The 24,523-nt window shown below is 60.1% G+C and carries 30 protein-coding genes; 16 read left to right on the top strand and 14 right to left on the bottom strand.

Translation table 11 applies throughout. The annotated features are described in order from the left end of the window. Window positions 1–72: 72 nt before the first annotated feature. The 3 genes from K0H48_RS21100 to K0H48_RS21090 form a co-directional block, all read right to left on the bottom strand. On the bottom strand, window positions 73–330 hold the full coding sequence (locus K0H48_RS21100) for a hypothetical protein (protein ID WP_138813875.1): 258 nt from the start codon (window positions 328–330) through the stop codon (window positions 73–75). A 159-nt stretch (window positions 331–489) separates the two neighbouring features. Further along, window positions 490–831, bottom strand: coding sequence for a zinc ribbon domain-containing protein YjdM (locus K0H48_RS21095; protein ID WP_003230858.1), 342 nt, complete (start codon window positions 829–831; stop codon window positions 490–492). Between the two features lie 205 nt (window positions 832–1,036). Next, on the bottom strand, window positions 1,037–2,005 hold the full coding sequence (locus tag K0H48_RS21090; protein WP_015372944.1) for a polyprenyl synthetase family protein: 969 nt from the start codon (window positions 2,003–2,005) through the stop codon (window positions 1,037–1,039). Between the two features lie 377 nt (window positions 2,006–2,382). Here K0H48_RS21090 and rplU point away from each other — a divergent pair, with 377 nt between their 5' ends. From rplU to K0H48_RS21055, 7 genes are all read left to right on the top strand, one after another. Next, window positions 2,383–2,697, top strand: a complete 315-nt coding sequence (gene rplU, locus K0H48_RS21085; protein WP_007950961.1) for a 50S ribosomal protein L21 — start codon at window positions 2,383–2,385, stop codon at window positions 2,695–2,697. 34 nt (window positions 2,698–2,731) lie between these two features. Further along, window positions 2,732–2,989 (top strand): 50S ribosomal protein L27, encoded by a 258-nt coding sequence (gene rpmA, locus K0H48_RS21080; RefSeq protein WP_003176049.1) that lies wholly within the window; start codon window positions 2,732–2,734, stop codon window positions 2,987–2,989. 193 nt (window positions 2,990–3,182) lie between these two features. Further along, entirely contained in the window at window positions 3,183–4,406 is a 1,224-nt protein-coding gene (cgtA, locus tag K0H48_RS21075) for an Obg family GTPase CgtA (protein ID WP_016976186.1), read from the top strand. Window positions 4,407–4,517: 111 nt separating this feature from the next. Next, a complete protein-coding gene (gene proB / locus K0H48_RS21070) occupies window positions 4,518–5,636 on the top strand; it encodes a glutamate 5-kinase (RefSeq protein WP_219269035.1) in 1,119 nt (372 codons plus the stop codon). A 16-nt stretch (window positions 5,637–5,652) separates the two neighbouring features. Further along, window positions 5,653–6,117 carry a CreA family protein gene (locus tag K0H48_RS21065; RefSeq protein ID WP_017137940.1) on the top strand — a complete coding sequence of 155 codons (465 nt, stop codon included), beginning with the start codon at window positions 5,653–5,655 and terminating at the stop codon, window positions 6,115–6,117. 101 nt (window positions 6,118–6,218) lie between these two features. Further along, window positions 6,219–6,701, top strand: coding sequence for a glutathione peroxidase (locus K0H48_RS21060; protein ID WP_065930526.1), 483 nt, complete (start codon window positions 6,219–6,221; stop codon window positions 6,699–6,701). Between the two features lie 286 nt (window positions 6,702–6,987). Continuing rightward, a complete protein-coding gene (locus K0H48_RS21055; RefSeq protein ID WP_219268996.1) occupies window positions 6,988–8,091 on the top strand; it encodes an NADH:flavin oxidoreductase in 1,104 nt (367 codons plus the stop codon). On the opposite strand, the gene K0H48_RS21050 is transcribed toward K0H48_RS21055, so the two are convergent. Then, on the bottom strand, window positions 8,060–9,262 hold the full coding sequence (locus K0H48_RS21050) for a glycosyltransferase family 1 protein (RefSeq protein ID WP_219268995.1): 1,203 nt from the start codon (window positions 9,260–9,262) through the stop codon (window positions 8,060–8,062). The genes K0H48_RS21055 and K0H48_RS21050 overlap by 32 nt on opposite strands. Window positions 9,263–9,316: 54 nt before the next feature. Then, window positions 9,317–10,081: a sulfate transporter CysZ gene (gene cysZ, locus K0H48_RS21045; RefSeq protein WP_138813878.1), complete on the bottom strand. Its 765-nt coding sequence runs from the start codon at window positions 10,079–10,081 to the stop codon at window positions 9,317–9,319. Between the two features lie 292 nt (window positions 10,082–10,373). On the opposite strand from cysZ, the gene trxB reads away from it, so the two are divergent. Next, window positions 10,374–11,336 carry a thioredoxin-disulfide reductase gene (trxB, locus tag K0H48_RS21040; RefSeq protein ID WP_158877550.1) on the top strand — a complete coding sequence of 321 codons (963 nt, stop codon included), beginning with the start codon at window positions 10,374–10,376 and terminating at the stop codon, window positions 11,334–11,336. A 188-nt stretch (window positions 11,337–11,524) separates the two neighbouring features. Here trxB and K0H48_RS21035 read toward each other — a convergent pair whose 3' ends face one another. Genes K0H48_RS21035 through K0H48_RS21010 form a run of 6 tightly spaced genes read right to left on the bottom strand, consistent with a single transcriptional unit; the run spans window position 11,525 to window position 14,449 of the window. Then, window positions 11,525–11,863, bottom strand: a complete 339-nt coding sequence (locus tag K0H48_RS21035; protein WP_017135093.1) for a HopJ type III effector protein — start codon at window positions 11,861–11,863, stop codon at window positions 11,525–11,527. Next, window positions 11,856–12,152 (bottom strand): DUF1244 domain-containing protein, encoded by a 297-nt coding sequence (locus K0H48_RS21030; RefSeq protein ID WP_016971058.1) that lies wholly within the window; start codon window positions 12,150–12,152, stop codon window positions 11,856–11,858. The genes K0H48_RS21035 and K0H48_RS21030 overlap by 8 nt, the downstream gene beginning before the upstream one ends. Window positions 12,153–12,168: 16 nt before the next feature. Further along, complete coding sequence (folX, locus tag K0H48_RS21025) at window positions 12,169–12,540, bottom strand: dihydroneopterin triphosphate 2'-epimerase (protein WP_017135091.1); 372 nt, start codon at window positions 12,538–12,540, stop codon at window positions 12,169–12,171. 2 nt (window positions 12,541–12,542) lie between these two features. Beyond that, window positions 12,543–13,103, bottom strand: a complete 561-nt coding sequence (gene folE / locus K0H48_RS21020) for a GTP cyclohydrolase I FolE (protein WP_017135090.1) — start codon at window positions 13,101–13,103, stop codon at window positions 12,543–12,545. 20 nt (window positions 13,104–13,123) lie between these two features. Continuing rightward, window positions 13,124–13,834, bottom strand: a complete 711-nt coding sequence (gene folM / locus K0H48_RS21015; protein ID WP_219268994.1) for a dihydromonapterin reductase — start codon at window positions 13,832–13,834, stop codon at window positions 13,124–13,126. Between the two features lie 57 nt (window positions 13,835–13,891). Then, complete coding sequence (locus K0H48_RS21010; protein ID WP_219268993.1) at window positions 13,892–14,449, bottom strand: antibiotic biosynthesis monooxygenase; 558 nt, start codon at window positions 14,447–14,449, stop codon at window positions 13,892–13,894. Window positions 14,450–14,660: 211 nt separating this feature from the next. On the opposite strand from K0H48_RS21010, the gene K0H48_RS21005 reads away from it, so the two are divergent. Next, window positions 14,661–15,620: a MerR family transcriptional regulator gene (locus K0H48_RS21005; RefSeq protein ID WP_219268992.1), complete on the top strand. Its 960-nt coding sequence runs from the start codon at window positions 14,661–14,663 to the stop codon at window positions 15,618–15,620. 2 nt (window positions 15,621–15,622) lie between these two features. Here the strand turns inward: K0H48_RS21005 and K0H48_RS21000 are convergent, their stop codons facing one another. Together K0H48_RS21000 and K0H48_RS20995 are read right to left on the bottom strand one after the other, a co-directional pair. Continuing rightward, window positions 15,623–16,228, bottom strand: coding sequence for a hypothetical protein (locus tag K0H48_RS21000; protein ID WP_138813883.1), 606 nt, complete (start codon window positions 16,226–16,228; stop codon window positions 15,623–15,625). A 58-nt stretch (window positions 16,229–16,286) separates the two neighbouring features. Then, a complete protein-coding gene (locus K0H48_RS20995) occupies window positions 16,287–16,754 on the bottom strand; it encodes a PAS domain-containing protein (RefSeq protein ID WP_219268991.1) in 468 nt (155 codons plus the stop codon). 129 nt (window positions 16,755–16,883) lie between these two features. Between K0H48_RS20995 and K0H48_RS20990 the strand changes: the two genes are divergently transcribed. Then, window positions 16,884–17,339, top strand: coding sequence for a flavodoxin (locus tag K0H48_RS20990; RefSeq protein WP_219268990.1), 456 nt, complete (start codon window positions 16,884–16,886; stop codon window positions 17,337–17,339). On the opposite strand, the gene K0H48_RS20985 is transcribed toward K0H48_RS20990, so the two are convergent. After that, on the bottom strand, window positions 17,320–18,216 hold the full coding sequence (locus tag K0H48_RS20985) for a LysR family transcriptional regulator (protein ID WP_219268989.1): 897 nt from the start codon (window positions 18,214–18,216) through the stop codon (window positions 17,320–17,322). The genes K0H48_RS20990 and K0H48_RS20985 overlap by 20 nt on opposite strands. A gap of 98 nt (window positions 18,217–18,314) precedes the next feature. Between K0H48_RS20985 and K0H48_RS20980 the strand changes: the two genes are divergently transcribed. The 6 genes from K0H48_RS20980 to K0H48_RS20955 all read left to right on the top strand — a co-directional run bounded on the left by K0H48_RS20980 (window position 18,315) and on the right by K0H48_RS20955 (window position 24,503). Then, window positions 18,315–18,701 carry a CidA/LrgA family protein gene (locus K0H48_RS20980; RefSeq protein ID WP_138813887.1) on the top strand — a complete coding sequence of 129 codons (387 nt, stop codon included), beginning with the start codon at window positions 18,315–18,317 and terminating at the stop codon, window positions 18,699–18,701. Continuing rightward, the gene (locus K0H48_RS20975) at window positions 18,691–19,377 is read left to right on the top strand and encodes an LrgB family protein (protein ID WP_219268988.1); all 687 of its coding nucleotides are present in this window, start codon (window positions 18,691–18,693) and stop codon (window positions 19,375–19,377) included. Before K0H48_RS20980 ends, K0H48_RS20975 begins: the two co-directional genes overlap by 11 nt. Before the next feature lie 140 nt (window positions 19,378–19,517). After that, window positions 19,518–20,300 carry a class II aldolase/adducin family protein gene (locus tag K0H48_RS20970; RefSeq protein WP_219268987.1) on the top strand — a complete coding sequence of 261 codons (783 nt, stop codon included), beginning with the start codon at window positions 19,518–19,520 and terminating at the stop codon, window positions 20,298–20,300. Next, window positions 20,300–21,202 (top strand): alpha/beta fold hydrolase, encoded by a 903-nt coding sequence (locus K0H48_RS20965; RefSeq protein ID WP_219268986.1) that lies wholly within the window; start codon window positions 20,300–20,302, stop codon window positions 21,200–21,202. The genes K0H48_RS20970 and K0H48_RS20965 overlap by 1 nt, the downstream gene beginning before the upstream one ends. A gap of 118 nt (window positions 21,203–21,320) precedes the next feature. Next, window positions 21,321–22,232, top strand: a complete 912-nt coding sequence (locus tag K0H48_RS20960) for an SDR family oxidoreductase (RefSeq protein WP_219268985.1) — start codon at window positions 21,321–21,323, stop codon at window positions 22,230–22,232. A gap of 480 nt (window positions 22,233–22,712) precedes the next feature. Further along, window positions 22,713–24,503 (top strand): DUF1302 domain-containing protein, encoded by a 1,791-nt coding sequence (locus K0H48_RS20955; RefSeq protein ID WP_138813892.1) that lies wholly within the window; start codon window positions 22,713–22,715, stop codon window positions 24,501–24,503. The last annotated feature ends 20 nt before the right edge of the window (window positions 24,504–24,523 follow it).

Here is a 24,523-nt window from a genome sequence, read left to right as displayed (position 1 = left end):
GACTGACACACCGCTTTCGCGAGCAAGCCCGCTCCCACATAAAGCCCGCACCTGCGGATTCTGCGTGATGGTTCATGGATGAAACTTGCCATGAAGCTCTGTCGCCGGGCGCAACGCTCGGGCATAGCAAAACAGGAACAAGTTACGTACTACCTCTTTCAGCACGCCGGGTTCACTGGAACTCAGGCCGTTCACGTCCAGGTCGCCCTGGTCTTGCAGTTCGCTCAACGCTTCTTCTTCCAGCACCGCACAGACTTCGCCGGTTTCCCGATGCAGGATCCGCAGGTAAGGGTGTGGGCGGTCCAGCCAGGCATCTATCAAATAAGTCATGGTGGTTCTCCTTGATGGGTTTCAATGAGAATAATTCTTATTCGTAGAATAGCAAGTGCCTATTGGCGGTTTCCTGGTTTTTCTGTGTGGATATTGAGACAGGTCAGCAGGGAGGGCAAAACGCCACCCCGCGGCGGGCGCGGGATGGATGCAGCAGGTTCAGACTTTGCGCACGAACTCGGACTTGAGTTTCATCGGGCCGATACCGTCGATCTTGCAATCGATATCGTGATCGCCGTCGCACAGGCGGATGTTCTTGACCTTGGTGCCGACCTTGACCACCAGGGACGTGCCCTTGACCTTGAGGTCCTTGATCACGGTGATGGTGTCGCCGTCTTGCAGGACATTGCCCACAGAGTCTTTCTTCACGGTTTCGTCGCCCGCCACTTCGGCCTCGCCATTGGCGGACCATTCGTGGGCGCATTCCGGGCAGATCAGCTGGGCGCCGTCTTCGTAGGTGTACTCGGAATTGCATTTCGGGCAGGGTGGCAACGTGCTCACTAAAGCTCCTTGAGAGTCAGGATGGCTAAAAGTCGCACATTATATAGGGTTTTGTGGCTGTAGCGGGGCAGCGAGTTGCTAATGGGGTCTAAATGTGGGAGCGGGCTTGCTCGCGAAGGCGGTGTGTCAGTCACTTCATAGCTGACTGACACACCGCCTTCGCGAGCAAGCCCGCTCCCACATAAGCCAGCTCTGCAAAGAGTCTTTAGTGCGTGCGGGCTACCGCAAACTCGCTCAGCTCGACCAGGGCATCCCGGTATTCGCTGGCTGGCAGGGCTTCCAGGCACTGGATGGCACGGGCCACGTAGTCACGCGCCAGCTGTGCGGTGTACTCCAGGGAACCCGAGGCTTCTACCGCAGCACGGATAGCTTCGAGGTCTTCAATCCCGCCTTTCTGGATCGCCTTGCGCACTAGGGCGGCCTGTTCCGGCGTGCCTTCGCGCATGGTGTAGATCAGCGGCAGGGTCGGCTTGCCCTCGGCCAGGTCGTCACCGACGTTCTTGCCCAGGGTCTCGGCGTCGCCACGGTAGTCGAGCAGGTCGTCCACCAGCTGGAAGGCCACGCCCAGGTGATCACCAAAGGTGCGCAGGGCTTCGGCTTGTTCGGCTGTTGCGCCACACAGGGCGGCGGCGCTGTGGGTCGAGGCTTCGAAGAGCATCGCGGTTTTGCCGCGAATCACTTCCATGTAGGTTTCTTCAGTGGTGCTGGCGTCGCGGACCTTGGACAGCTGCAACACTTCGCCTTCGGCGATGATGCGCGTGGCTTGTGAAAGAATCTTCATCACCGGCATCGAGCCCAGTTCGACCATCATTTCGAACGAGCGCGAATACAGGAAGTCGCCTACCAGCACGCTGGGGGCATTGCCCCACATCGCGTTGGCCGTCTCGCGGCCACGGCGCATGCCGGACATGTCGACCACGTCGTCATGCAGCAGGGTGGCGGTGTGCAGGAATTCGATGGTGGCGGCCAGCAGGCGCAGGTCATCGCCTTCGCGGCCCAGGGCCTTGCCACACAGCAACACTAATAAAGGACGCAGGCGTTTACCGCCCGCCGACGTAATGTAGTCGCCAATTTTGGAGACCAGCGGCACTTTAGACGTCAGCTGCTGCTTGATGATGCCGTCGACGGCGCTAAAATCGTCCGCGACCGCGCGGTAGAAAGCTTGGGGTTGCATCAGCGACAGTCGCTCCAGAAGGGTTGCGCGGCATGCTAGGACCCTGACCCCCGGGTGTCAAGGCGCGCCCAGTCACCATGAAAGCTACTGCGCTCTGTAATCCTGCGTCAAAAACAGGCTCGGAATGCTCATTTACAACCCGTAAACTCCGCTTCCTCGCCTGTTTTTTCCTTGTCTTCCCTTCGCTCGCTACGCTTTCAAGGCGACTGGCGGCCACTTGCAACACCCATTTACCTTGCGTACAATCGCGCACCCTGAACTTCCTGGGCAGCACCTGCCTTACGCAATTGCATTCGGGACGTCCATCCCATGCAGCCATGCCAGCCAATACCTTTTCTTATAAAGCGCTGGGTGAGCAGGATTATCGGAGAAATACCATGTCGTACGCAGTAATTGTTACTGGTGGCAAGCAATACAAGGTCGCCCCAGGTGAATACCTGAAGATCGAAAAACTGGAAGTCGCTACTGGCGAATCCGTTACCTTTGATCGCGTTCTGTTGGTCGCTAATGGCGATGACGTGAACATCGGCGCTCCAGTTGTTGCTGGCGCTACCGTTGTGGCTGAAGTGATCTCCCAAGGTCGTCACGATAAAGTCCGCATCATCAAGTTCCGTCGTCGTAAGCACCACATGAAGCGTATGGGCCACCGCCAGTGGTACACCGAGATCAAAATCACCGGTATTCAGGCTTAATTTCAGCCTAATTCCTCACTAGGAGAATTGACTCATGGCACACAAAAAAGCTGGTGGTAGTACCCGTAACGGTCGCGACTCAGAAGCCAAACGCCTTGGCGTTAAGATGTATGGCGGCCAGAAAATCATTCCGGGCAACATCATCGTGCGTCAGCGCGGCACCCAATTCCACGCCGGTTACGGTGTTGGCATGGGTAAAGATCACACCCTCTTCGCTAAAATCGAAGGCGTGATCAAGTTTGAAGTAAAAGGCGCGTTCAACCGCCGTTACGTGAGCGTTGTCGCCGCTTAATTGCGCGATCGCTGGAAAAGCCCTGTCTCGCGACGGGGCTTTTTCGTTTGTGGAGTGAGTCTCTTGCAAAGCTGTTTGTGATGGGCTCAGGCGCTGGATGTGCGGTCGTTTTCTGAGGTCGCTGCGCTCATTTTTGCAAGAGTCTTATGTCTTGGTTTCTTAAGCTCGTCCATGCGACGAGAGGCGTTTTGTTATGAAGTTCGTTGATGAAGTTTCCATCCGAGTAAAAGCAGGCGACGGCGGTAACGGTTGCATGAGTTTCCGTCGCGAAAAATTCATCGAAAACGGTGGTCCAAACGGCGGTGACGGCGGTGACGGCGGTTCCATCTACATGATGGCCGACGAAAACCTCAACACTCTGGTCGACTACCGTTACACCCGGCACTTTGATGCCGAGCGTGGCTCCAACGGCGGCAGCACCGACTGCACCGGTAAAAAAGGTGAAGACCTGGTACTGCGCGTACCGGTCGGCACCACTATCATCGATTCCGCGACCCAGGAAGTGATTGGCGACCTGACCAAGGCCGGCCAGAAGCTGATGGTTGTGCAGGGCGGCTGGCACGGCCTGGGTAACACCCGATTCAAGTCCAGTACCAACCGTGCGCCACGCCAGACCACGCCGGGCAAGCCTGGCGAGCAGCGTGACCTCAAGCTGGAGATGAAAGTACTGGCGGACGTGGGCCTGTTGGGCTTGCCGAACGCCGGCAAAAGTACCTTCATCCGCTCGGTCTCGGCCGCCAAGCCGAAAGTTGCCGACTACCCGTTCACCACCCTGGTGCCAAACCTGGGCGTGGTCAGCGTAGACCGCTGGAAAAGCTTCGTGATCGCCGACATTCCTGGCTTGATCGAAGGTGCTTCCGACGGTGCTGGCCTGGGGATTCGCTTCCTCAAGCACTTGTCGCGTACCCGTTTGCTGCTGCACCTCGTCGACATGGCGCCGCTGGATGACACCAGCGCGCCAGACGCCGCCGAAGTGATCGTCAGCGAGCTGACCAAGTTCAGCCCGGCCCTGGCCGAGCGTGACCGCTGGCTGGTACTGAACAAGTGCGACCAGATCCTCGAAGAAGAGCACGAAGAGCGCGTCAAGGAAATCGTTGATCGCCTGGAGTGGGAAGGCCCGGTCTATGTGATTTCGGCTATCGCCAAAGAAGGCACCGAGCGCCTGACCCGCGACATCATGCGCTACCTCGAAGACCGCGCCGACCGCCTGGCGGCCGACCCGGTATTCAAGGCCGAACTCGCCGAGCTCGACCAGCAGATCGAAGACGAAGCCCGCGCCCAGTTGCAGGCCCTGGATGACCAGCGAGCCCTGCGCCGCAGCGGCGTGAAGTCGGTCCATGACATCGGCGACGACGATTGGGACGAAGAAGACGTGGATGATGAAGACGGTCCGGAAATCATTTACGTGCGCGACTGATTCGTTGCAGTAAACTTGAACGCCGCTCCTTATAGAGCGGCGTTTTGGTATCCGGGTATAACGTTATGGGGCGCGCTGGGTCGCGCGGCCCTCACTCTAAGGTTGAAGATGATGCGGAGCAAAGTGACAGGTGCGCAGCGCTGGGTCGTAAAGATCGGAAGTGCGCTGCTGACGGCGGATGGCAAAGGTCTGGATCGCGCAGCGATGAGCGTCTGGGTCGAGCAGATGGTGGCCTTGCATGAGGCCGGTGTTGAGTTGGTGTTGGTCTCTTCCGGGGCAGTTGCCGCCGGGATGAGCCGCCTCGGCTGGACCGCGCGACCCAGCGCGATGCACGAACTGCAAGCCGCCGCCGCCATCGGCCAGATGGGCCTGGTGCAAGCCTGGGAATCCAGCTTTGCCGAACACGGCCGCCACACCGCGCAGATCCTGCTGACCCACGACGACCTGTCCGACCGCAAGCGTTACCTCAATGCCCGTAGCACTCTGCGCGCGCTGGTTGAGCTCAAGGTCATCCCGGTGATCAACGAGAACGACACGGTGGTCACCGACGAAATTCGCTTCGGTGACAACGACACCTTGGCAGCGCTGGTGGCCAACCTGGTGGAAGCCGACCTGCTGGTGATCCTCACCGACCGCGACGGCATGTTCGACGCTGACCCGCGCAACAACCCCGACGCCCAGCTTATTTATGAGGCGCGTGCCGATGACCCGGCGCTGGACGCCGTGGCTGGCAGTGTCGGCGGTGCCCTGGGCCGTGGCGGTATGCAGACCAAGCTGCGTGCTGCACGCCTGGCCGCGCGCTCCGGTGCGCACACCATCATCGTCGGCGGGCGCCTGGAGCGCGTGCTGGACCGCCTCAAGGCCGGTGAGCGCATTGGCACGCTGCTGTCGCCGGAACGCGGCATGCTCGCGGCGCGCAAACAATGGCTGGCCGGTCATCTGCAAACCCGTGGCACGCTGGTTCTGGACGACGGTGCTGTGTCAGCCTTGTCCCAGGGCAACAAGAGCCTGCTGCCGGTCGGCGTCAAACGGGTGCAGGGCAGCTTCCGCCGTGGCGAGATGGTGGTGTGTGTGGCGCCCGATGGTCGTGAGATCGCCCGTGGCCTGGCCAACTACAGCGCCCTTGAAGCACAGAAGATTATTGGACAATCGTCCGATGCAATTGTCGGACTCTTGGGTTACATGGCCGAACCGGAACTGGTTCACCGCGATAACCTGATTCTGGTCTGAATAAAGGAAATACACGATGCGTGTCATGAAAGGATTACTCGGCCTGCTGCTGGCCATGCCGTTGCTGGCCTCGGCCGAAGAAATCGGCCAGGTGTCGACGGTATTCAAGTTTGTCGGCCCCAACGACCGCATAGTGGTCGAGGCGTTTGATGACCCTAAGGTTGACGGCGTGACCTGCTACCTGTCGCGCGCCAAGACCGGCGGCGTCAAAGGCGGCCTGGGCCTGGCCGAAGACCGCGCCGAAGCGTCGATAGCCTGCCGTCAGGTTGGCCCGATTCACTTCAAGGGCGAACTCAAGGATGGCGACGAAGTATTCAAGGAGCGCACCTCGCTGGTGTTCAAGACCATGCAGGTGGTGCGCTTTCTCGACAAGAAGCGCAATACCTTGGTGTACCTGGTCTACAGCGACCGCCTGATCGAAGGCAGCCCGCAGAATGCGGTCACCGCGATTCCGATTTTGCCCTGGCCGACCGCGCAGTAACCGGCGGGCGAGTTTTTCAATCGGCGTCTATGATTGCAGGCTTGTGGTCTGTAATCTCGAACAGCCGCAACGCGAAGAACATGGGATATCTGGAGTTCGTCATGAGTGCTTTCCACGACCTGAAACTCAAAGCTTTGGACGGACAAGAGCTGCCGCTGGCGCCCTTCAAGGGGCAAGTGGTGCTGGTGGTCAACGTGGCCTCCAAATGTGGTTTGACCCCGCAATATGCGGCATTGGAAAACCTTTATCAGCAGTACAAAGGCCAGGGTTTTACTGTTCTAGGCCTGCCGTGCAACCAGTTTGCAGGCCAGGAGCCGGGCACCGAAGAAGAAATTCAGGCGTTCTGCAGCCTGAACTACGGCGTTACCTTTCCGTTGGGCAGCAAGCTTGACGTGAACGGCCACGATCGCCATCAGCTGTATCGCCTGCTGGCGGGCGAGGGCGCTGAGTTCCCTGGTGATATCACCTGGAATTTCGAGAAGTTCCTGCTCGGCAAGGACGGCCGTGTACTTGCGCGTTTCTCTCCGCGCACCGCGCCGGATGATCCGACGATCGTACAGGCCATCGAAAAAGCCCTGAGCTGAGTGCTGACGAGGGGAGTTAACAGTGCTTCTTGTGGCGAGCGGGCTTGCCCCGCGTTGGGCTGCGTAGCAGCCCCAGTAAGATCCCTGCATTCCTTCAACCGAAAATGCGCTGCCTGGAAGAGGGGCTGCTACGCAGCCCAACGCGGGGCAAGCCCGCTCGCCACAGGTTGGCGGCGATTAACCTCTCTCACTTTTACCCCTTAATCACCCAGATCAATAGTGCTACCCAGCACGCTGCACGGTCCATATTATCCGCATCATAAATCCTTCTTGTGTGGAGTGCCCCATGCCCGTCCAGGCTTTGTTCAAACCCTTCCAGCTCGGTGCACTGCAACTGTCCACCCGTGTGGTGATGGCGCCCATGACCCGATCGTTCTCGCCGGGTGGCGTACCCAATTCCAAAGTCATCGAGTACTACCGCCGCCGCGCCGCTGCGGGCGTGGGCCTGATCATCACCGAAGGCACCGTGGTCGGCCATCAGGCCTCCAACGGCTACCCGAATGTGCCGCACTTTTACGGTGAGGCCGCGCTGGCGGGTTGGAAGAAAGTAGTCGATGCCGTACACGCCGAAGGCGGCAAGATCGTCCCGCAGCTGTGGCACGTGGGCAGCGTGCGCCGTATCGGTACCGAGCCTGACGCCAGCGTGCCCGCCTACGGCCCGATGGAGAAACTCAAGGACGGTAACGTCGTCGTCCACGGCATGACCCAACAAGACATCAAGGACGTGATCAACGCCTTCGCTCAGGCCGCCAAGGATGCCCAGAGCATTGGTATGGATGGCGTGGAGATCCACGGAGCCCACGGCTATCTGGTCGATCAGTTCTTCTGGGAAGGCAGCAACCAGCGCACTGACGAATACGGCGGCAGCCTGGCTAAACGCTCGCGTTTTGCCATCGAATTGATCCAGGCCACCCGCGCCGCCGTAGGCCCGGACTTCCCGATCATCTTGCGCTTCTCTCAGTGGAAGCAGCAGGACTACACCGCACGCCTGGTGCAAACCTCCGAGGCGCTGGGTGAATTCCTCAAGCCGTTGTCCGACGCCGGTGTGGATATTTTCCACTGCTCGACGCGCCGTTTCTGGGAGCCGGAGTTCGAAGGCTCCGACCTCAACCTGGCCGGCTGGACCCGCCAGCTCACCGGCAAGCCGACCATCACCGTGGGCAGCGTGGGCCTGGACTGCGAGTTCCTGCAGTTCATGGTCAACACCGACAAGGTCGCCCAGCCGGCCAGCCTGGAAAACCTGCTGGAGCGCCTGAACAACGACGAGTTCGACCTGGTTGCTGTGGGCCGTGCCCTACTGGTGGACCCGGACTGGGCCGTAAAGGTGCGCGAAGGTCGTGAGGGGGACATTCTGCCGTTCAGTCGTGAGGCGTTGACGAGCCTGGTGTAAGGGGCGACAGGACGGGCACCGGGTGCCCGTCCTTGCACACCCCGCGTAATTGACGTTCAAACTGCTCAATAATCGCCGGCCAACCCTGGCGGCTCGCATGCTGACGAGCATTCAAGCGCATGCGGCGCAAACTCTCCGCATCCTCCAGCAGCCAATTGGCTGCGTCACAAAACGCTTCCTCATCGCCTGGCATCGCCAGCACGCCGTTGTAACCATGACGAATATGCTGGGTGGCGGCTGCCTGATCGTAAGCCACCACACCCAGTCCCGAGGCCATGGCTTCCAGCACTACGTTGCCAAAGGTTTCGGTCAGGCTGGGGAACAGGAACACATCGCCGGACGCGTAGTGCCGCGCCAGTTCTTCACCGCGCAGGGTGCCGCAGAAAATCGCCTCGGGCAGTTCCTTTTCCATTGTCGCCCGTTGCGGGCCGTCGCCGACGATGATCAGTTTCATCTGGCGCAGTGGGTAGGTGTCCTGCAAGGTTTCGAAGCAGCGCTTGAGCAGCCCCAGGTTTTTTTCCTGTGCCAGGCGGCCCACATGCAGCACGGCGATCTGGTCGCTGTTGAGCGCCCAGCTTTCACGCAGTGCATGATCGCGCTTGGCGGGGTGGAACAACTGGCTGTCGACGCCGCGGGACAACATGCCCAGGCGCTCGAAGTGGCGACGTTCCAACTCCAGGCGTTGACTGGCGCTGGGCACCAGGGTCAGGGTCGAGCGGTTGTGAAACCAGCGCAAGTAGTGGGTGACCATGCGGCTGAGCAGGCTCAAGCCATACTGGTTCGAGTACTGCTGAAAGTTGGTGTGAAAACCACTGACCACGCTGATCCCCAGACGCCGTGCCGCACGCAGCGCCGACAGCCCCAGCGGCCCTTCAGTGGCGATGTACAGCACGTCCGGGCGCTGTCGTGTCCAACGCCGCAGCAACTTGTGCATCGACGACTGGCCCCATTGCAGCCCCGGGTAACCCGGCAATGGCCAGCCGCGACACAGCAGCAACTCATCGTCGCTGGGCCGGCTTTGATCGACGCCCTGGCGCGGGCGCACCAACTCGACCTGATGGCCACGCGCGCGCAAACCCTCGCACAGGCGGCCGAGGGTATTGGCCACCCCGTTGATTTCCGGCGGGAAGGTTTCGGTAATGAGGGTGATGTGAAGCGAGGCTGTCGTCATGACCCACAGTGTCACCGTGGGCCATGTCGTCATTGTGACGCTAGGATGATGGATTTATGACTTGGCTACCGCCTGCCGCGCCATCGCCTCGGCCCCTTGCTCACGCACCCAGAACAACGTGGCGCCCGCGACGGCCGCCGGCATCATCAGCAGGTTGACCACCGGCACCAGCAACACCAGATAAACAATGCCGCCAAAGCTCATGCTCTGCCAGCGCTTCTGGCGCAGCCAGGCGAGCATTTCGTTCCAGCCCAGCTTGTGGTTGTCCGCCGGGTAGTCGATGTATTGGATCGCCATCATCCACACACCGAACAACAGCCACAGCGGCGCGGCTATCAGGTTGACCACTGGGATGAACGACAGGATAAACAGGCCGATGGCGCGTGGCAGGAAGTAACCCAGTTTGCGCATTTCCCGCGCCAGGGTGCGCGGGACCATGGCAATCAACTCGCCCCAGCTGAAGGCGGGGAAGTCGTCTGTACCGCGCACCACCACCTCGACTTTCTCCGAAAGAAAACCGTTGAACGGCGCGGCGATGATATTGGCGAGCATGGTGAAGGTGAAAAACACCATCAATGCCACCAGCACCACAAACAAGGGCCACAGGATATAGCTGAGGAAACTCAGCCAGCCAGGCAGCGTCGGCATCAAGGTGTCGACCCACAGGCTGAACTGATGGCCGGCGAAATAGATCAAACCGACGAACAGCACCAAGTTGATCGCCAACGGCAGCAGTACAAACAGGCGCAGGCCAGGGCTCAACACCAGTTTGAGGCCTTCACGCAGGTATTGCGGGCCAGAAAGGGCAGGGGCGGGCATGGATAACTCCGAGCAAGAAGACGAACGCGCCGACCTTACCGGCTTTGCCTCTTCGGCGAAAGCGGCGACATCAGCGGTAACATCTGGGCAACCAGGGTGTCGATTAACCGCGGCGACTGCATAGAGACCACCTATGAGCTGGATTGTTATTCCGTATTTCCTTAATCTTGCCCCCCTCTATACGCTGCACCCATTATTTTCAGGGCCTGCGAGTTCAAGCCTTCCCCAAGTGCTTCGCGGTCCTTTTTTATTCCAGCTGCCTTGTGGTCCGGGCGGTCGATAGGAGTGAGTCATGTCTGATACCCGTCATTCGCGAGTGATTATTCTCGGTTCCGGCCCTGCCGGTTACAGCGCTGCCGTCTACGCTGCCCGGGCCAACCTCAAGCCGCTGCTGATTACCGGCATGCAGGCAGGCGGTCAATTGACCACCACCACTGAAGTCGACAACTGGCCGGGCGACGTGCACGGCCTGACTGGCCCGGTGCTGATGGAGCGTATGAAAGAGCACGCCGAGCGCTTTGAAACCGAGATCGTTTTCGACCACATTAACCAAGTCGACTTCTCGAAAAAGCCATACAGCCTGACCGGCGACAGCGGTGTTTATACCTGTGACGCGCTGATCATCGCTACCGGCGCCAGCGCCCGTTACCTGGGCCTGCCATCGGAAGAAGCGTTCATGGGCAAAGGTGTTTCGGCCTGCGCGACCTGCGACGGTTTCTTCTACCGCAACAAGCCGGTCGCTGTGGTCGGTGGCGGCAACACCGCCGTGGAAGAAGCGTTGTACCTGGCCAACATCGCCAGCACCGTGACCCTGGTTCACCGCCGCGAGACCTTCCGCGCCGAGAAGATCCTGATCGACAAACTGCACGCCCGTGTGGCTGAAGGCAAGATCATCCTCAAACTCAACGCCACCCTGGATGAAGTCCTGGGCGACAACATGGGCGTGACCGGTGCCCGCCTGAAGAACAACGACGGCAGCTTCGACGAGCTGACAGTCGACGGCGTGTTCATCGCCATCGGCCACACCCCGAACACCTCGCTGTTCGAAGGCGTGCTTGAAGCCAAAGACGGCTACCTGGTGGTACAAGGCGGCCGTGAAGGCAACGCCACTGCGACCAACATCGAAGGCATCTTCGCCGCCGGTGACGTGGCTGACCACGTGTACCGTCAGGCCATCACCTCGGCCGGCGCCGGTTGCATGGCAGCGTTGGACGCTGAGCGTTACCTCGACGGTTTGAAGGACGCTTCGTTCTAAACCCGCTGAAATGAAAAAACCGGCTGAGAGGCCGGTTTTTTTATGCGCACGATTCAAACCGCACCACAGTGCTGATGTGCCAACCCGATTCAATGTGGGAGCTGGCTTGCCTGCGATAGCGGTGGTGGCTGACACACCGCTATCGCAGGCAAGCCAGCTCCCACCTTAAACCGGGTTATCAGATTGAATCAGCGGCGGGTCAGGGGTTGTGCGGTGAACTTCACACCGGCCAAACCATGGGCAATCAACGCGCGGATATTGCCGTGATCACTGCCCTCTGGCGTTGCCACCACCGAACGGTAATGCTCACCAAACGCCAGCAATGCTTCCTGATCGCTCAAGCCTTCCAGCAGCGCCAGGCCCAAGGTCTTGCACGAGCCTTCATTCTGGCCAGCGGCATTTTCTACGCCGCCATTGGTGAAAGCCTGCGGCTGGTAATCGTAACCGGCAGCCACAAAGGCCAAGGTGTCGGCAAAAACATGTTCGCCGCTGTTGAGGCTGGCGCGCAGGGTGTTCAGGTCAGTCATGGGGTTTTCCTTTGGCGAACGCCGCCTGTTGGTCGGCGCTGGCTTCTTTCTGGTATTGGGCTTTCCACTCGGCATACGGCATGCCGTACACCACTTCACGGGCGTCATCGAGGCTCAGCTCGATGTGGCGCTCGTCGGCTTCGGCCTTGTACCACTTCGACAAGCAGTTGCGGCAAAAGCCCGAGAGGTTCATCAGGTCGATGTTCTGCACATCCTTGCGGCTGTCCAGGTGGGCCACCAACCGGCGGAAGGCGGCGGCTTCGAGTTCGAGGCGTTGTTGATCGTTCATAAGGCTCACTTAAGTATCAGCGGCTGGCTGCGAGGGTTATCGACACCGACTCGGCAAAGCGCAGCGCATGGGGCTTGTCCACTTCGACTTCGGCGTACAGCACCGATTCATTGCTCATCACCAGGTCCAGCAACTCTTGCGTCAGGCGCTCGAGCAACGCAAAGCGGTTGCCTTCGACGTGGGCGATGATCGCCTTGGTGATGGTGCGGTAATTCAGCGCGTGGTCGATGTCGTTGTCGCGCACGGCTTCCTGGGCGGCATACAGGATGGTCAGGTTGATCAGCACGTCCTGCTTGTTGTTGATCTCATCTTCATTGATGCCAATAAAGGTGCGCAGGCACAGGTCCTTGACCCGGATGCGCGCCATGCCTGGTTGAAGTTGTGGCATTGCTACTTGCTCCGTCCAATCAGTTGCAGGAACTCCATGCGCGTGGTGTTCGACTCGCGGAACGCGCCGAGCATCACCGAGGTGTTCATGGTTGAATTCTGTTTTTCCACGCCGCGCATCATCATGCACATATGCTTGGCTTCGATCACCACCGCCACGCCTGCGGCCTGGGTGACTTGCTGGATCGCGTCGGCGATCTGCCGCGTAAGGTTTTCCTGGATCTGCAGGCGCCGCGCGTACATGTCGACAATGCGCGCCAGCTTCGACAGGCCCAGCACCTTGCCGGTCGGTATATAGGCCACATGGGCCTTGCCGATAAAGGGCAGCAGGTGGTGCTCGCACAGCGAATACAGTTCGATGTCCTTGAGGATCACCATCTCGTCGTTATCGGAGGCGAACAATGCGCCGTTGACGATGGTTTCCAGGTCCTGCTCATAGCCATGACACAGGTACTGCATGGCCTTGGCCGCGCGCTTGGGGGTGTCGAGCAAGCCTTCGCGCTCCGGGTCTTCGCCCAGGCCTTTGAGGATCTCGCGGTAGTGTTGGGGCAGGGACAAGGTCATACAACATCCTCACAAACGGCTTACTTGATATGCCGCCCGCCGTTGACGGTCAGGGTGGTTCCGGTGACATACGGATTGTCCAGCAGGTAACGCACACTCTGGTAGATCACCCCAGGCCCAGGCTCGATGCCCAGCGCCGACTTGGCCAGCACCCTGGCGCGGTACGCCGCATCGTCGCCTTCGTTGAACATCACCATCGCCGGCGCAATGCCGTTGACCTTGATCAGCGGCGCAAACTGCGCGGCGAACGACAACGTCAGGCTGTCGAGCCCGGCCTTGGTGGCGCAGTAGGCGATGTGCTGGCGGCTGCCCTTGCGCACCACGTCATCGCTGATATGCACGATATCGGCCGGTGTCGAGCGTTGCAGCAATGGTGAACAATGCAGGTTGATCAGGTACGGCGCAAGCATGTGCACGCTGAACATGTCGGTAAAAGCGCGGCTATCTTCGTCGGGTGTTTCCGCAACCCACGCCGACGCGTTGTGGATGATCGCCCGCAGGCTGTCGGTATGGGTTTTCAGCTCGGCGATAAACGCCAGAATCCCGGCTTCAGTGGAGAAGTCGGCAAACACGCCGAGCGCGCCACGCTTGCGCAAGGCCTCAACGCCTGGGCGCTCACTGCGGTAACTGAAAATCACCGTGTGGCCTTCGTCCAGCAGGCGCTCGGCACAATACAGGCCGACACGCTGGCCGGCACCGGTGATCAGGATCGGGGCGTTGGTTACCGTCATGGGAGGCTCGAGTCGCTGGCAGGTTGAAACTATACCAGCGACCGGCCTCGCCTGTACTCAAGCAGCGGCTTGGGTCGGCTTGGGCGTCGGCGTTGGATGCAACCAACTCGCCAGCAGATGGGTCGAGAGCGGAATAAAGAAGTAAACCATCAGCGGCGTCAGTGCCAGGGTACTGACCAGCACACGCGGGAACATGTCCAACTCACTGAGCAGCGGCCCCAGCCCGAAGTTGAACAGCAGCGACACTGGGAAAAATGCCAGCCAGATCGCCACCGCCTGTTTCCAGCGCGGAGGTCTTGCGCCTACGGCGCCAAACCAGCCATCGATACCACTGACGCGATGCTCGGACGGGTCGGCAAACAGTTCGCTGCCTCGGCTCAACCACGCACCGCGTGAGGCGGAAAACTCCCAGGCATGCAGGGTTTTTTCATCGGCGAAGCGGAAGATGATCTGGAATTCATCATCATTGGGCGGCGGTGCAAGCACGCCGGAACCCAGGTAGCCGGGGAAGTCAGTGGCCAATTGCTCGCCTTCACGCAGCCAGGCCATCAATTCTTCATAGCGCCCTTTGGCCACGCGGCGCGCAACCATCAAGGTGACGGGAGAGGTAGACATTGTGTATCTCCAAGTAATCAGGTGCACTGAGCCGGGTAGGCGGGGCACTTAGGTGGCGACCGGGTAAGGTCATCACCAAAAAACAGGCAAGGATTATTCCTGTTTTCAAGAAATACACCAGTGGCATTGGTCTGACGGGGCAGCCCTTGAAAAGGACAAGTCTAAAAGCGTTAAATGGGATCCACATTTAGATGGATGTTTCCGATCTCTGATGCCTGAAATAACTGCTCAAACTCGCGAAATAGCCCAGGCTCACGTCTCTGACCCGGATGAGCTGTTCCCGATCCGTGATGTCTCGAGAATGACAGGTGTCAACCCGGTCACCCTGCGTGCCTGGGAGCGTCGTTATGGGCTGATCCAGCCAACGCGCACCGAAAGCGGGCATCGGCTCTACTCCAGCGCCGATATTGTGACCGTCAATCGCATTCTCGATTGGATCGAGCGTGGCGTGGCCGTGAGCAAGGTCGGCAAGATCCTCGCACGTGACGATCTACAGGCTTTGGCTATCGATGCTGAGGGCAATGGCGTCGATGAACAGGAGTGGTCACAGTGGCGGGCGCGGTTGATGCACGCCGTCAGCGCCTTTGACGACCGTCAGTTGGAGAGCCTCTACGGGCAGATTTTTGCCACCTACCCATTGAGCGTGGCATTCCAGGACATCCTGATGCCGCTCTGGAGTGATCTGCTGCGCCACCAGGGCCGTTTCGGCCAAGCCAGTGAATGGCTTTTTTACGACACCTTCCTGCGCATGCATACCTTTGAGCGCTTAAGGCTCGCGAGCAGCTCACTGGCACCGCGGGTGTTACTGGCGGCGATGCCTGGCGAATGCCGTAAATTGGAACTGCTGGTGGCAGCGCTGATGCTCAGTCACGAAGACACGCCGGTGAAAGTGCTGGGCATGGGCCAGCCCTTTGATGAATTGACCCTGGTGTGTGAAAAGATCCGCCCCAGGGCGCTGGTGATTTTCTCCAACCATTCGCACAACCATGATCTGACCGCGCGCCTGAGTCGCCTGGCGCTGACCCTGGATTGCCCGCTGTTTCTGGCCGGTGCGGCTGCGGACCTGGCCGAGGATGACATGGCCGGCTCGCCCATCGGCTGCCTGGGCAGCGAAGGGCGCCAGATGCAGAGCCGCTTGCAGCAGTTTCTGGCAGGCCGCCTGGATACCTGATTTCAGGCGTGTACGTGGGGATGGACCAACCGGTGCTGATGCAGGATGAACTGGCGTAACCGCTCGATCTCATCTGCGTCACTCTGGCTCAGGCGATAAGCGAACAGGCCTCGCGCGGTTTCCCGTTCCAGCGTGCCGCGCAAGGCAATACGCTCGTACCCGGAAGGGCTGAACCACAGCGAAAAGGTTTTCGGCGGTTTGACCCGGCCGCGAATCTCCACCAGCACACCCTTGAATGACACCTCATGCACCCATAGCGCGGCAGGGTTGCCCCTGACGTTTTCCAATGCCACGGGTGCCTCTAGCGCCAGGCGCCATGGGCGGATCATCGGCCCGTCTTCAAAAATGCTTGGCACGCCCAGGCGCAGATGCACCGCATGAAACTCGTCTTCCACCAGGTGCAGCGGGAAGGTCAGTTGCTGGTTGTCGAACTGTGCCTGGATGGTGACGTGGTCGTGAGCCGCCAGCCGCGTGAGCAAATCGCGAATCTGTGCACCGCCATTAACCGTCAGGCTCGACCAGGCATCCCGTACGTTGAGCTGCGGGTTGTGCTGCATATCCTGGATAAAATCCAGTTCGTCCTGCGTCAAAAGAGCGTCGCGGTGCATTGATGTAGCTCAAGGATGAGACATTAAAAAGCCATTATCGCTCTAAAGACTGCATTTTTTACACTTTGTTAATTCCGCTCGTCGCCTTGAGTGCTGCCAGCTCGTTTTCGAGCTTGGTCACCTGGACTTCCAGCTGCGCGACACGTTGCTGCGCTTTCACCTGAGCCGTGACGTCTTTTTGCACACCTACAAAATACGTCTGCTTGTCGGCCTCGTTGTACACCGTGGAAAGCGACAGCTCGTTCCAGAAATGCGTGCCGTCCTTGCGGTAATTGCGCAGGATCTCCCGGCAGGCGCCACCACTGTCGAGGGCTTCACGAATGGCCATCAGCGCCGGCTGATCGCGGTCACCCGCCTGCAGGAAGCGGCAGTCCTGATACAGGATGTCGTCCAAGGCGTAACCGGTCATGCGCTCGAACGCCGGGTTCACGTAGATCAGCGGCTTGTCCTGGCCTTCACGTTCGGCGACGACGATGCCGTCGTTAGAGGCGTTGATTACCAGTTGCATGAGTTTGGCGTTGATCATTGAGCAGTCCATGGCGCGTTTTTAGAGTCTGAATTCTATGGCAACTTTTGAATGTTGCACGGTGTGCGCTGAAATATTTGCATCAGCTGCTAATATCCCACGCTTTCGCTCAACTACAGGATCAGATTGATGAAAGTCGCCATCCTTTCCGGCTCGGTCTACGGCACTGCTGAAGAAGTCGCCCGCCACGCCGCCGGTATCCTCAACGCCGCCGGTTTTGAAGCCTGGCACAACCCGCGTGCCACCTTGGCCGAGGTGCAGGCCTTTGCCCCCGAGGCGTTCCTGGCGGTCACATCGACCACCGGCATGGGTGAGCTGCCCGACAACCTGCAACCGCTGTATTCGACCATTCGCGACCAGCTGCCAGCCGCCTGGCGCGGCCTGCCCGGTGCGGTGATCGGCCTGGGCGACGCCAGCTATGGCGACACGTTCTGCGGTGGCGGCGAGCAAATGCGCGAACTGTTCGGTGAGCTGGGCGTACACGAAGTGCTGCCAATGCTGCGCCTGGATGCCAGCGAAAGCGTGACCCCGGAAGCCGACGCCGAGCCGTGGCTGGCTGAGTTGGTCACTGCACTGCGCGCTTGACCGGGAATTCACGCAGCAATGCCAGCCACGCCTGGGCGGCTTTCGACAGATAGGCGCCCTCACGCCAGATAAAGGCGATGTCCCAGCGCAGGAAATCGGGCGCCTTGAGCGTCAGGCGCACCACGCCCGGTCGCACCAGCCCACGGGCGACCACGCTGGGCAACAACACCACGCCTTGGCCGGCCGCGACCAGGGCGACCAGAAAATCCGCCTGGCCGCTGCGCCCGATTTCCTTGGGCGTGAAGCCCAGTTGCTGGCACGCCTGCATCAGCCGGTCATTGAGCACAAAGCTGCGCTGGTACATCAGGAACGGCGTGTCCGCCAATTCTTCCAGGCGCACTTGGGCGTTGTCGGCCAGCGGGTGGTCCATTGGCAGCAAGGCATCCAGGGGTTCATCACAGAAGAGTTGCCAGGCGAAAGCCGGGTCGCTGGGCATCAAGGTGCCGCCCACGTCCAATTCACCGTTGAGAATCGCCTGCTCGATGGTGCGGCTGCCGCCTTCAAGCAACTGGATGGAGACCTTCGGGTAGCGACGGCGGTACTCGGCGAATAACCCGGCGAACAAGGTATCGCCCGCGAGCAGTGGCAAGCCCAGGCGCAACTCGCCGCGCGTCAGTTGTTGCATGTCATCCAGCTCACTGAGCAGCTCGGTCTGCAGGCGCAACATGGCCTCGGCGCGCTGCAATACCACCTCGCCGCTGGCGGTCAGGCGGATGTGTGAACCGGTGCGCTCCAGCAGCGGTGTGCCGAGGCTTTGCTCCAGCTGCGCGACTTGCTTGCTCACCGCCGATTGGCTGATGTGCAGGGTCTTACCGGCTTGGGTAAAGCCCCCACGGTGGATCACTTCGACGAAGCTGCGCAGCTGTTTGAATTCCATAGCGTGATTCCAGTTTGGAATAGTATGCAGTCTAACAATTCGCTGTGGGTATGGGGGCGTGTCTCATTAAAATGAGCGCCTGCGAGGACCCAAAGCTCATGAAACGATTCACCTTCAAACATCTCGGCCGCCTGCTCACGGAGTTGGTGGTACTGCTGGCCATTTATCTGCTCGGCACTCAGTTGTCGGTGTGGTTCGCGTGGCCGATTCCCGGCGGCGTGGTGGGCCTTGGCCTGTTGCTGGCGACTTTCGCCAGCGGCCTGGTCAAGCCTGCGGCCCTGCAACTGGGCGCCGGGGTGTTGATGGCGGAGATGCTGTTGTTCTTTATCCCGGCCCTGATGAGCCTGCTCGATTATGGTGGCCTGGTGCGCAATGACGGCTGGCGCATCCTGCTGGTGATTGGCTTCAGCACGCTGGCGGTGATGCTTGTGACTGCGTTCACCGTGGAGATGGTCTGCCGCTGGAGCCTGCGCCGTGAAGCTTGAGCTGATGCCGCTGTTCTGGCTTGCCCTGACCTTGGCCGCCTATGTTTTCAGCCGCTGGATCTATAGCCGCACCGGCCGCTACCTGCTGTCACCCTTGATTCTGGTGCCGGCGCTGCTGCTGGCGGTGGCGGTGCCGATGAAAACCGCCTATGCCGAATACGCCACCGACACCCACTGGCTGATGCTGGTGCTGGGGCCGGTTACCGTGGCGTTTGCCGTGCCGATCTGGCAACAGCGGCGCGTGTTGGCACGCCACTGGTCGGCATTGTTGCTGGGCATGGTGGCGGGCAGCGCAGCGTCTATCGGCACCTCGTTCGGGCTGGCCAAGGCGCTGGCGTTGAACAGTTCGGTCACGATGTCGCTGTTACCGCGCTCGATCACCACTCCCTTTGCCATGCCGGTGTCCTCGGACCTTGGCGGCGTGCCGGAGCTTACGGCGGTGTTCGTGATGTTCACCGGTGTGTTCGGCGCCATGCTCGGTGGCATATTGCTCAAATGGTTGCCACTGCGTACACCCTTGGCGCGTGGCGCATTGTTTGGCGTGGGTGCCCATGGCGCGGGTGTCAGCCGGGCGCGTGAAGTCGGCGGCGAAGAGGGTTCGGTGGCGGGCCTGGTGATGGTGCTGACCGGCTTGCTCAACTTGTTCGCCGTACCTTTATTGGCGGCACTTCTCTGACACCGTTTGTACTATTCTCATGACTGACTCGCTCAGTCATCAAGCTGGCTGCCAAGGCAACTCCTTGCGCCACGGCGTCTGACTAGACTGGCCCCTCATCCAAAAAAATAATAATAAAGCGAACCAAGGAGGTTGTTGCCGTGAGCCTAGCCCCTGTTCTATCGCCACAGAATGTCAAAGACCAGGTCAGCGCTGCCGAATGGCAGACCCGCGTCGACCTGGCGGCCTGCTATCGTCTGGTGGCGCTGCATGGCTGGGACGACCTGATCTTCACGCATATTTCCGCCAAGGTGCCGGGCACCGATGATTTCCTGATCAACCCCTATGGCCTGATGTTCCATGAGATAACGGCGTCGAGCCTGGTCAAGGTCGATCAGGCCGGCAACAAGCTGATGGACAGCCCTTACGAGATCAACCCCGCCGGCTACACCATCCACAGTGCCATCCATGAAGTGCGCCACGATGTGGTCTGTGTGCTGCACACCCACACCGCCGCGGGCGTTGCCGTTTCCGCGCAAAAGCAGGGCGTGCTGCCGATCAGCCAGCAATCCACCTTTGTCTTGTCCAGCCTGGCCTATCACGCCTATGAAGGCGTGGCGCTCAACCCTGAAGAAAAAGCCCGCTTGCAGGCGGACTTGGGCGAGAACAATTTCCTCATGCTGCACAACCACGGCCTGTTGACCTGCGCGGGCTCCATCGCCGACACGTTTTTAATGATGTTCACCTTCCAGCGCGCCTGCGACATCCAGGTGCTGGCGCAAAACGGCGGCGCCGAATTGATTGCCATCGAGCCGCAGATTCTGGCGGGCGCCAAGGCGATGGTGGCGGCTGTCACAAAGAGCGCTCAAGGTATGGGCGGTGCGCTGGCATGGCCGGCGCTGTTGCGTAAATTGGACCTGCAAGATCCCGGGTATAAAAGCTGATGCCACTCGCCGAGATACCGCTTAGAGCCTGGCGCAAACGTGGCCAGGAATTCCTCTTTCGTGGCCACGTGATCCGTTACTGGGTGGCGGGGCAGGGTGAGCCATTGCTGCTGATTCACGGCTTCCCTACCGCCAGCTGGGACTGGCATTACCTGTGGCAGCCCCTGGCCCAGCGCAACTTGGTGATCGCCTGCGACATGCTCGGGTTTGGCGATTCGGCCAAACCGTTGAACCACGATTACTGCCTGCTGGAGCAGGCGGACCTGCAACAAGCGCTGCTCGAACACTTGCGCGTGGAACGGCCAGTGCATGTGCTGGCCCATGACTATGGCGACAGCGTGGCCCAGGAATTACTGGCGCGCCATTACGACGGTCGCTTCCAGATGGCCAGCTGTGTGTTCCTCAATGGCGGGCTGTTTCCCGAGACCCATCGCCCGGCGCTGGTGCAGAAACTCTTGCTCAGCCCGCTCGGCTGGATGATCGGCCGCGCCTTTGGGCGTAATGCCTTGTCGAACAGTTTCAGCCAGATTTTCGGCCCGACCACGCGGCCCAGTGAAAGTGCATTGGATGACTTCTGGAGCCTGATCGACTGCAATGAGGGCCCGCGCATCCTGCATAAGCTGATTGCTTACATTCCCCAGCGCCGGCGTATGCGTGAACGTTGGGTGGCGGCGATGCAACGCGATGAGGTGCCGCTGCGGGTGATCGACGGCGAAGTCGATCCCATTTCCGGCGCGCATATGGTGGAGCGTTACCACCAGTTGGTGCCCAATGCCGACTCGGTGTCGCTGGCCAATATCGGCCACTATCCGCAGATCGAAGCGCCGGTGCTGGTGCTCAAGCATTACCTGGCGTTTCGCGAGCGAGTGGGGCAGCCCGCGCCACGTGTCGCCTATTCCTGAGCTAAATGATCATCCCCCTGCCTTATCGAGCACCATTCAGCCTCGGCTGACTTTATTGTGACCAAAGGCTGCGTGCCTGACACTCAAGCTATTCCCATTGTCGTCAGCGGAGTTCGGTATGAGTGAGTCAGTGCAGTTCCAGGATAAGGTCGTGATCGTCACCGGTGCCGGCGGCGGGTTGGGCCGTGCCCATGCGCTGCTGTTTGCCAGGCACGGGGCCAAAGTGCTGGTCAACGACCTCGGCGGCTCGGCCCAGGGCGAGGGCGCGAATGCCTCGGCCGCCGACCGTGTCGTGGCTGAGATTCGAGAGGCAGGCGGTATTGCCGAGGCCAACCATGACTCCGTAACCGAGGGTGACAAGATCGTCCAGCACGCCCTCGACGTATTTGGCCGTGTCGACGTGGTGGTCAACAACGCCGGCATCCTGCGCGACAAGACCTTCCACAAGATGGACGACAGTGACTGGGATTTGGTCTACCGCGTGCATGTCGAAGGCGCCTACAAAGTTACCCGCGCCGCCTGGCCGCACATGCGCGAGCAGGGTTATGGGCGCGTGATCTTCACCGCGTCCACTTCGGGCATCTATGGCAACTTCGGCCAGTCCAACTACGGCATGGCCAAGCTGGGTCTGTATGGCCTGACACGCACCCTGGCGCTGGAAGGGCGCAAGAACAACATTCTGGTCAATGCCATCGCCCCTACCGGCGGCACGCGCATGACCGAAGGCCTGATCCCGCCGCAGGTGTTCGAGCGGCTCAAGCCGGAGCTGGTCAGCCCCTTGGTGGTGTACCTGGGCAGCGAGGCATGCCAGGACACCTCCGGGTTGTTCGAAGTCGGCGGCGGCTGGGTCGGCAAGACCCGCTGGGAACGCAGCCTGGGCGTGGGGTTTGACCCTGAGGCCGGGTTCTCACCCGACGATGTGGCAGCGCACTGGGCGCAGATTTGCGACTTCGAAGGCGCCGCGCACCCCAAGGACAACATCGAGGCGTTGAAGGAGATGATGGCCAACCTGCAGAAGTTCAGCCTCTGATCGTTGCTTGAACACGTTTGAATACTACGGGGCGCTACAGGCGCCCCGTTTTATTTTGGGCATAAAAAAGGCCGCTGCAAACGCAGCGGCCGAAGTAAGACGTTGGATCAAGGAGCGACAAATCAACGTCAGTGAACAGCGGTAATAGATTGAAACATTGGACCAATCTATGGAATCAGACTTTTCCTGCGATTACGCAAGCGGGCCATGTGCCCTGAAAGTGCGTTAAGAATAGTCGGTTGTAACAAAATGAGTAATAGCAGTTCAGGACAAGGACTGTTGCAATTTCGGTAACGATCGCTTGCGCCTATCCATCCTCCTGATAATCCGCCATCTACCCAATCCATGGCGGCGCGCAAACCCCGGCCAGAGCGCCTGTTCATCCTTTCGAGCGACACCACGAATACCCCTTTGGTGCGCTTATCGCTCCCGACGGGCGGCAGTAGGGTGGGGCCTTCTGTCACTCACCGGGGAAGACGCATGACAAAAACAACAATGCGCGCCATCTTCACGCCACAGGCGCTGGCCACGGCGGTTGCGCTGGGTTTCTGCGCCCAGGCACAGGCTGTTTCATTCAACATCGGCGAGATCGAAGGGCAATTCGATTCCTCGCTGTCGGTCGGCGCCAGCTGGGGCATGCGCGATGCTGACAAGAAGCTGGTGGGTATTCCCAACGGCGGCACGGGGCAGGCGTCCACCGGTGATGACGGGCGGCTGAACTTCAAGAAGGGTGAGACCTTCTCCAAGATCTTCAAGGGCATTCACGACTTGGAGCTCAAGTACGGCGACAGCGGCATCTTTGTGCGCGGCAAGTACTGGTACGACTTCGAACTGCAGGACGAAAACCGCGAGTTCAAGCAAATCAGCAACAACCACCGTGACGAAGGTGCGCGCTCGTCCGGCTACGAACTGCTGGACGCTTTCGTGTACCACAACTATTCCATCGGCGATTTGCCGGGCGCTGTGCGGGTCGGCAAACAGGTGGTGAGCTGGGGCGAAAGTACGTTTATCGGTAACTCGATCAACAGCATCAACCCCATCGACGTCTCGGCGTTCCGCCGTCCAGGCGCTGAGATCAAGGAAGGCCTGATCCCGGTCAACATGTTGTTCGCGTCCCAAAGCCTGACCAACCAGCTGTCGGTAGAAGGTTTCTACCAACTCAACTGGGAAAACACCGTGGTGGATAACTGCGGCACCTTCTTTGGTAACGACGTGGTGGCCCACGGCTGCAACAGCAACTACACGGTCGGCAGCCCGGCGATTGCGCCATTGCAACCGGTGGCCGCAGCGTTTGGCCAGGGCTTCCAGGTGACCCGTGAAGGCGTGGTGGTGCAGCGCGCCAACGACCGCGAAGCGCGCGATGGCGGCCAGTTCGGGGCGGCCTTGCGCTGGCTCGGCGATGACACCGAGTACGGCCTCTACTTCATGAACTACCACAGCCGCACGCCAACGGTGGGCACGATCACCGCCAACACCAACCTGGCCACTATCGGCCGCATTATCAATACCGCCAACGCCATTGCCCCAGGTACCGGCGCGGGCCTGGCCCAGAGCACCATGCTCGGGCGTGGCCAGTATTACCTCGATTACCCGGAAGACATCCGCCTGTACGGCGCGAGTTTTTCCACCACCTTACCCACCGGCACAGCCTGGACCGGCGAAATCAGCTACCGGCCGAATGCGCCGGTGCAACTCAACACCACTGACCTGACCCTGGCGCTGGTCAACCCGATTGCCGGCCAAACCGCCTCGCCGATCCGCAGTTCGTTCGGCTCGGATAACTCCGGCTACCGCCGCAAGGAAATCACCCAGATCCAAAGCACCATGACCCAATTCTTCGACCAGGTGCTGGGCGCCGAACGCCTGACGCTGGTGGGCGAGGCGGCGTATGTGCACGTCGGCGGGCTGGAAGCCAAGACCAAACTGCGCTACGGCCGCGATTCGGTGTACGGCGCCTATGGGTTTGGCGGCGATACCGACGGCTTTGTCACCGCCAACTCCTGGGGCTACCGCGCCCGCGCGATCCTCGACTACAACAACGTGTTTGCCGGGGTGAACCTCAAGCCCAACCTGTCCTGGTCCCATGACGTCAGCGGCTACGGCCCCAACGGCATTTTCAACGAAGGCGCCAAGGCGATCAGCGTCGGCGTGGATGCGGACTACCGCAACACCTACACCGCGAGCCTGAGCTACACCGACTTTTTTGGCGGTGACTACAACACCCTCACCGACCGTGACTTTATCGCCCTCAGCTTCGGCGTGAACTTCTGACTTGGTTTAAGGAAGGACAA

The organism is Pseudomonas sp. Xaverov 259 (assembly GCF_019352915.1).
In the GTDB taxonomy this organism is placed as follows: Bacteria; Pseudomonadota; Gammaproteobacteria; order Pseudomonadales; family Pseudomonadaceae; genus Aquipseudomonas.
Note: the sequence above shows the minus strand (reverse complement) of the source record. Positions and strands in the feature narration are given on the sequence as shown.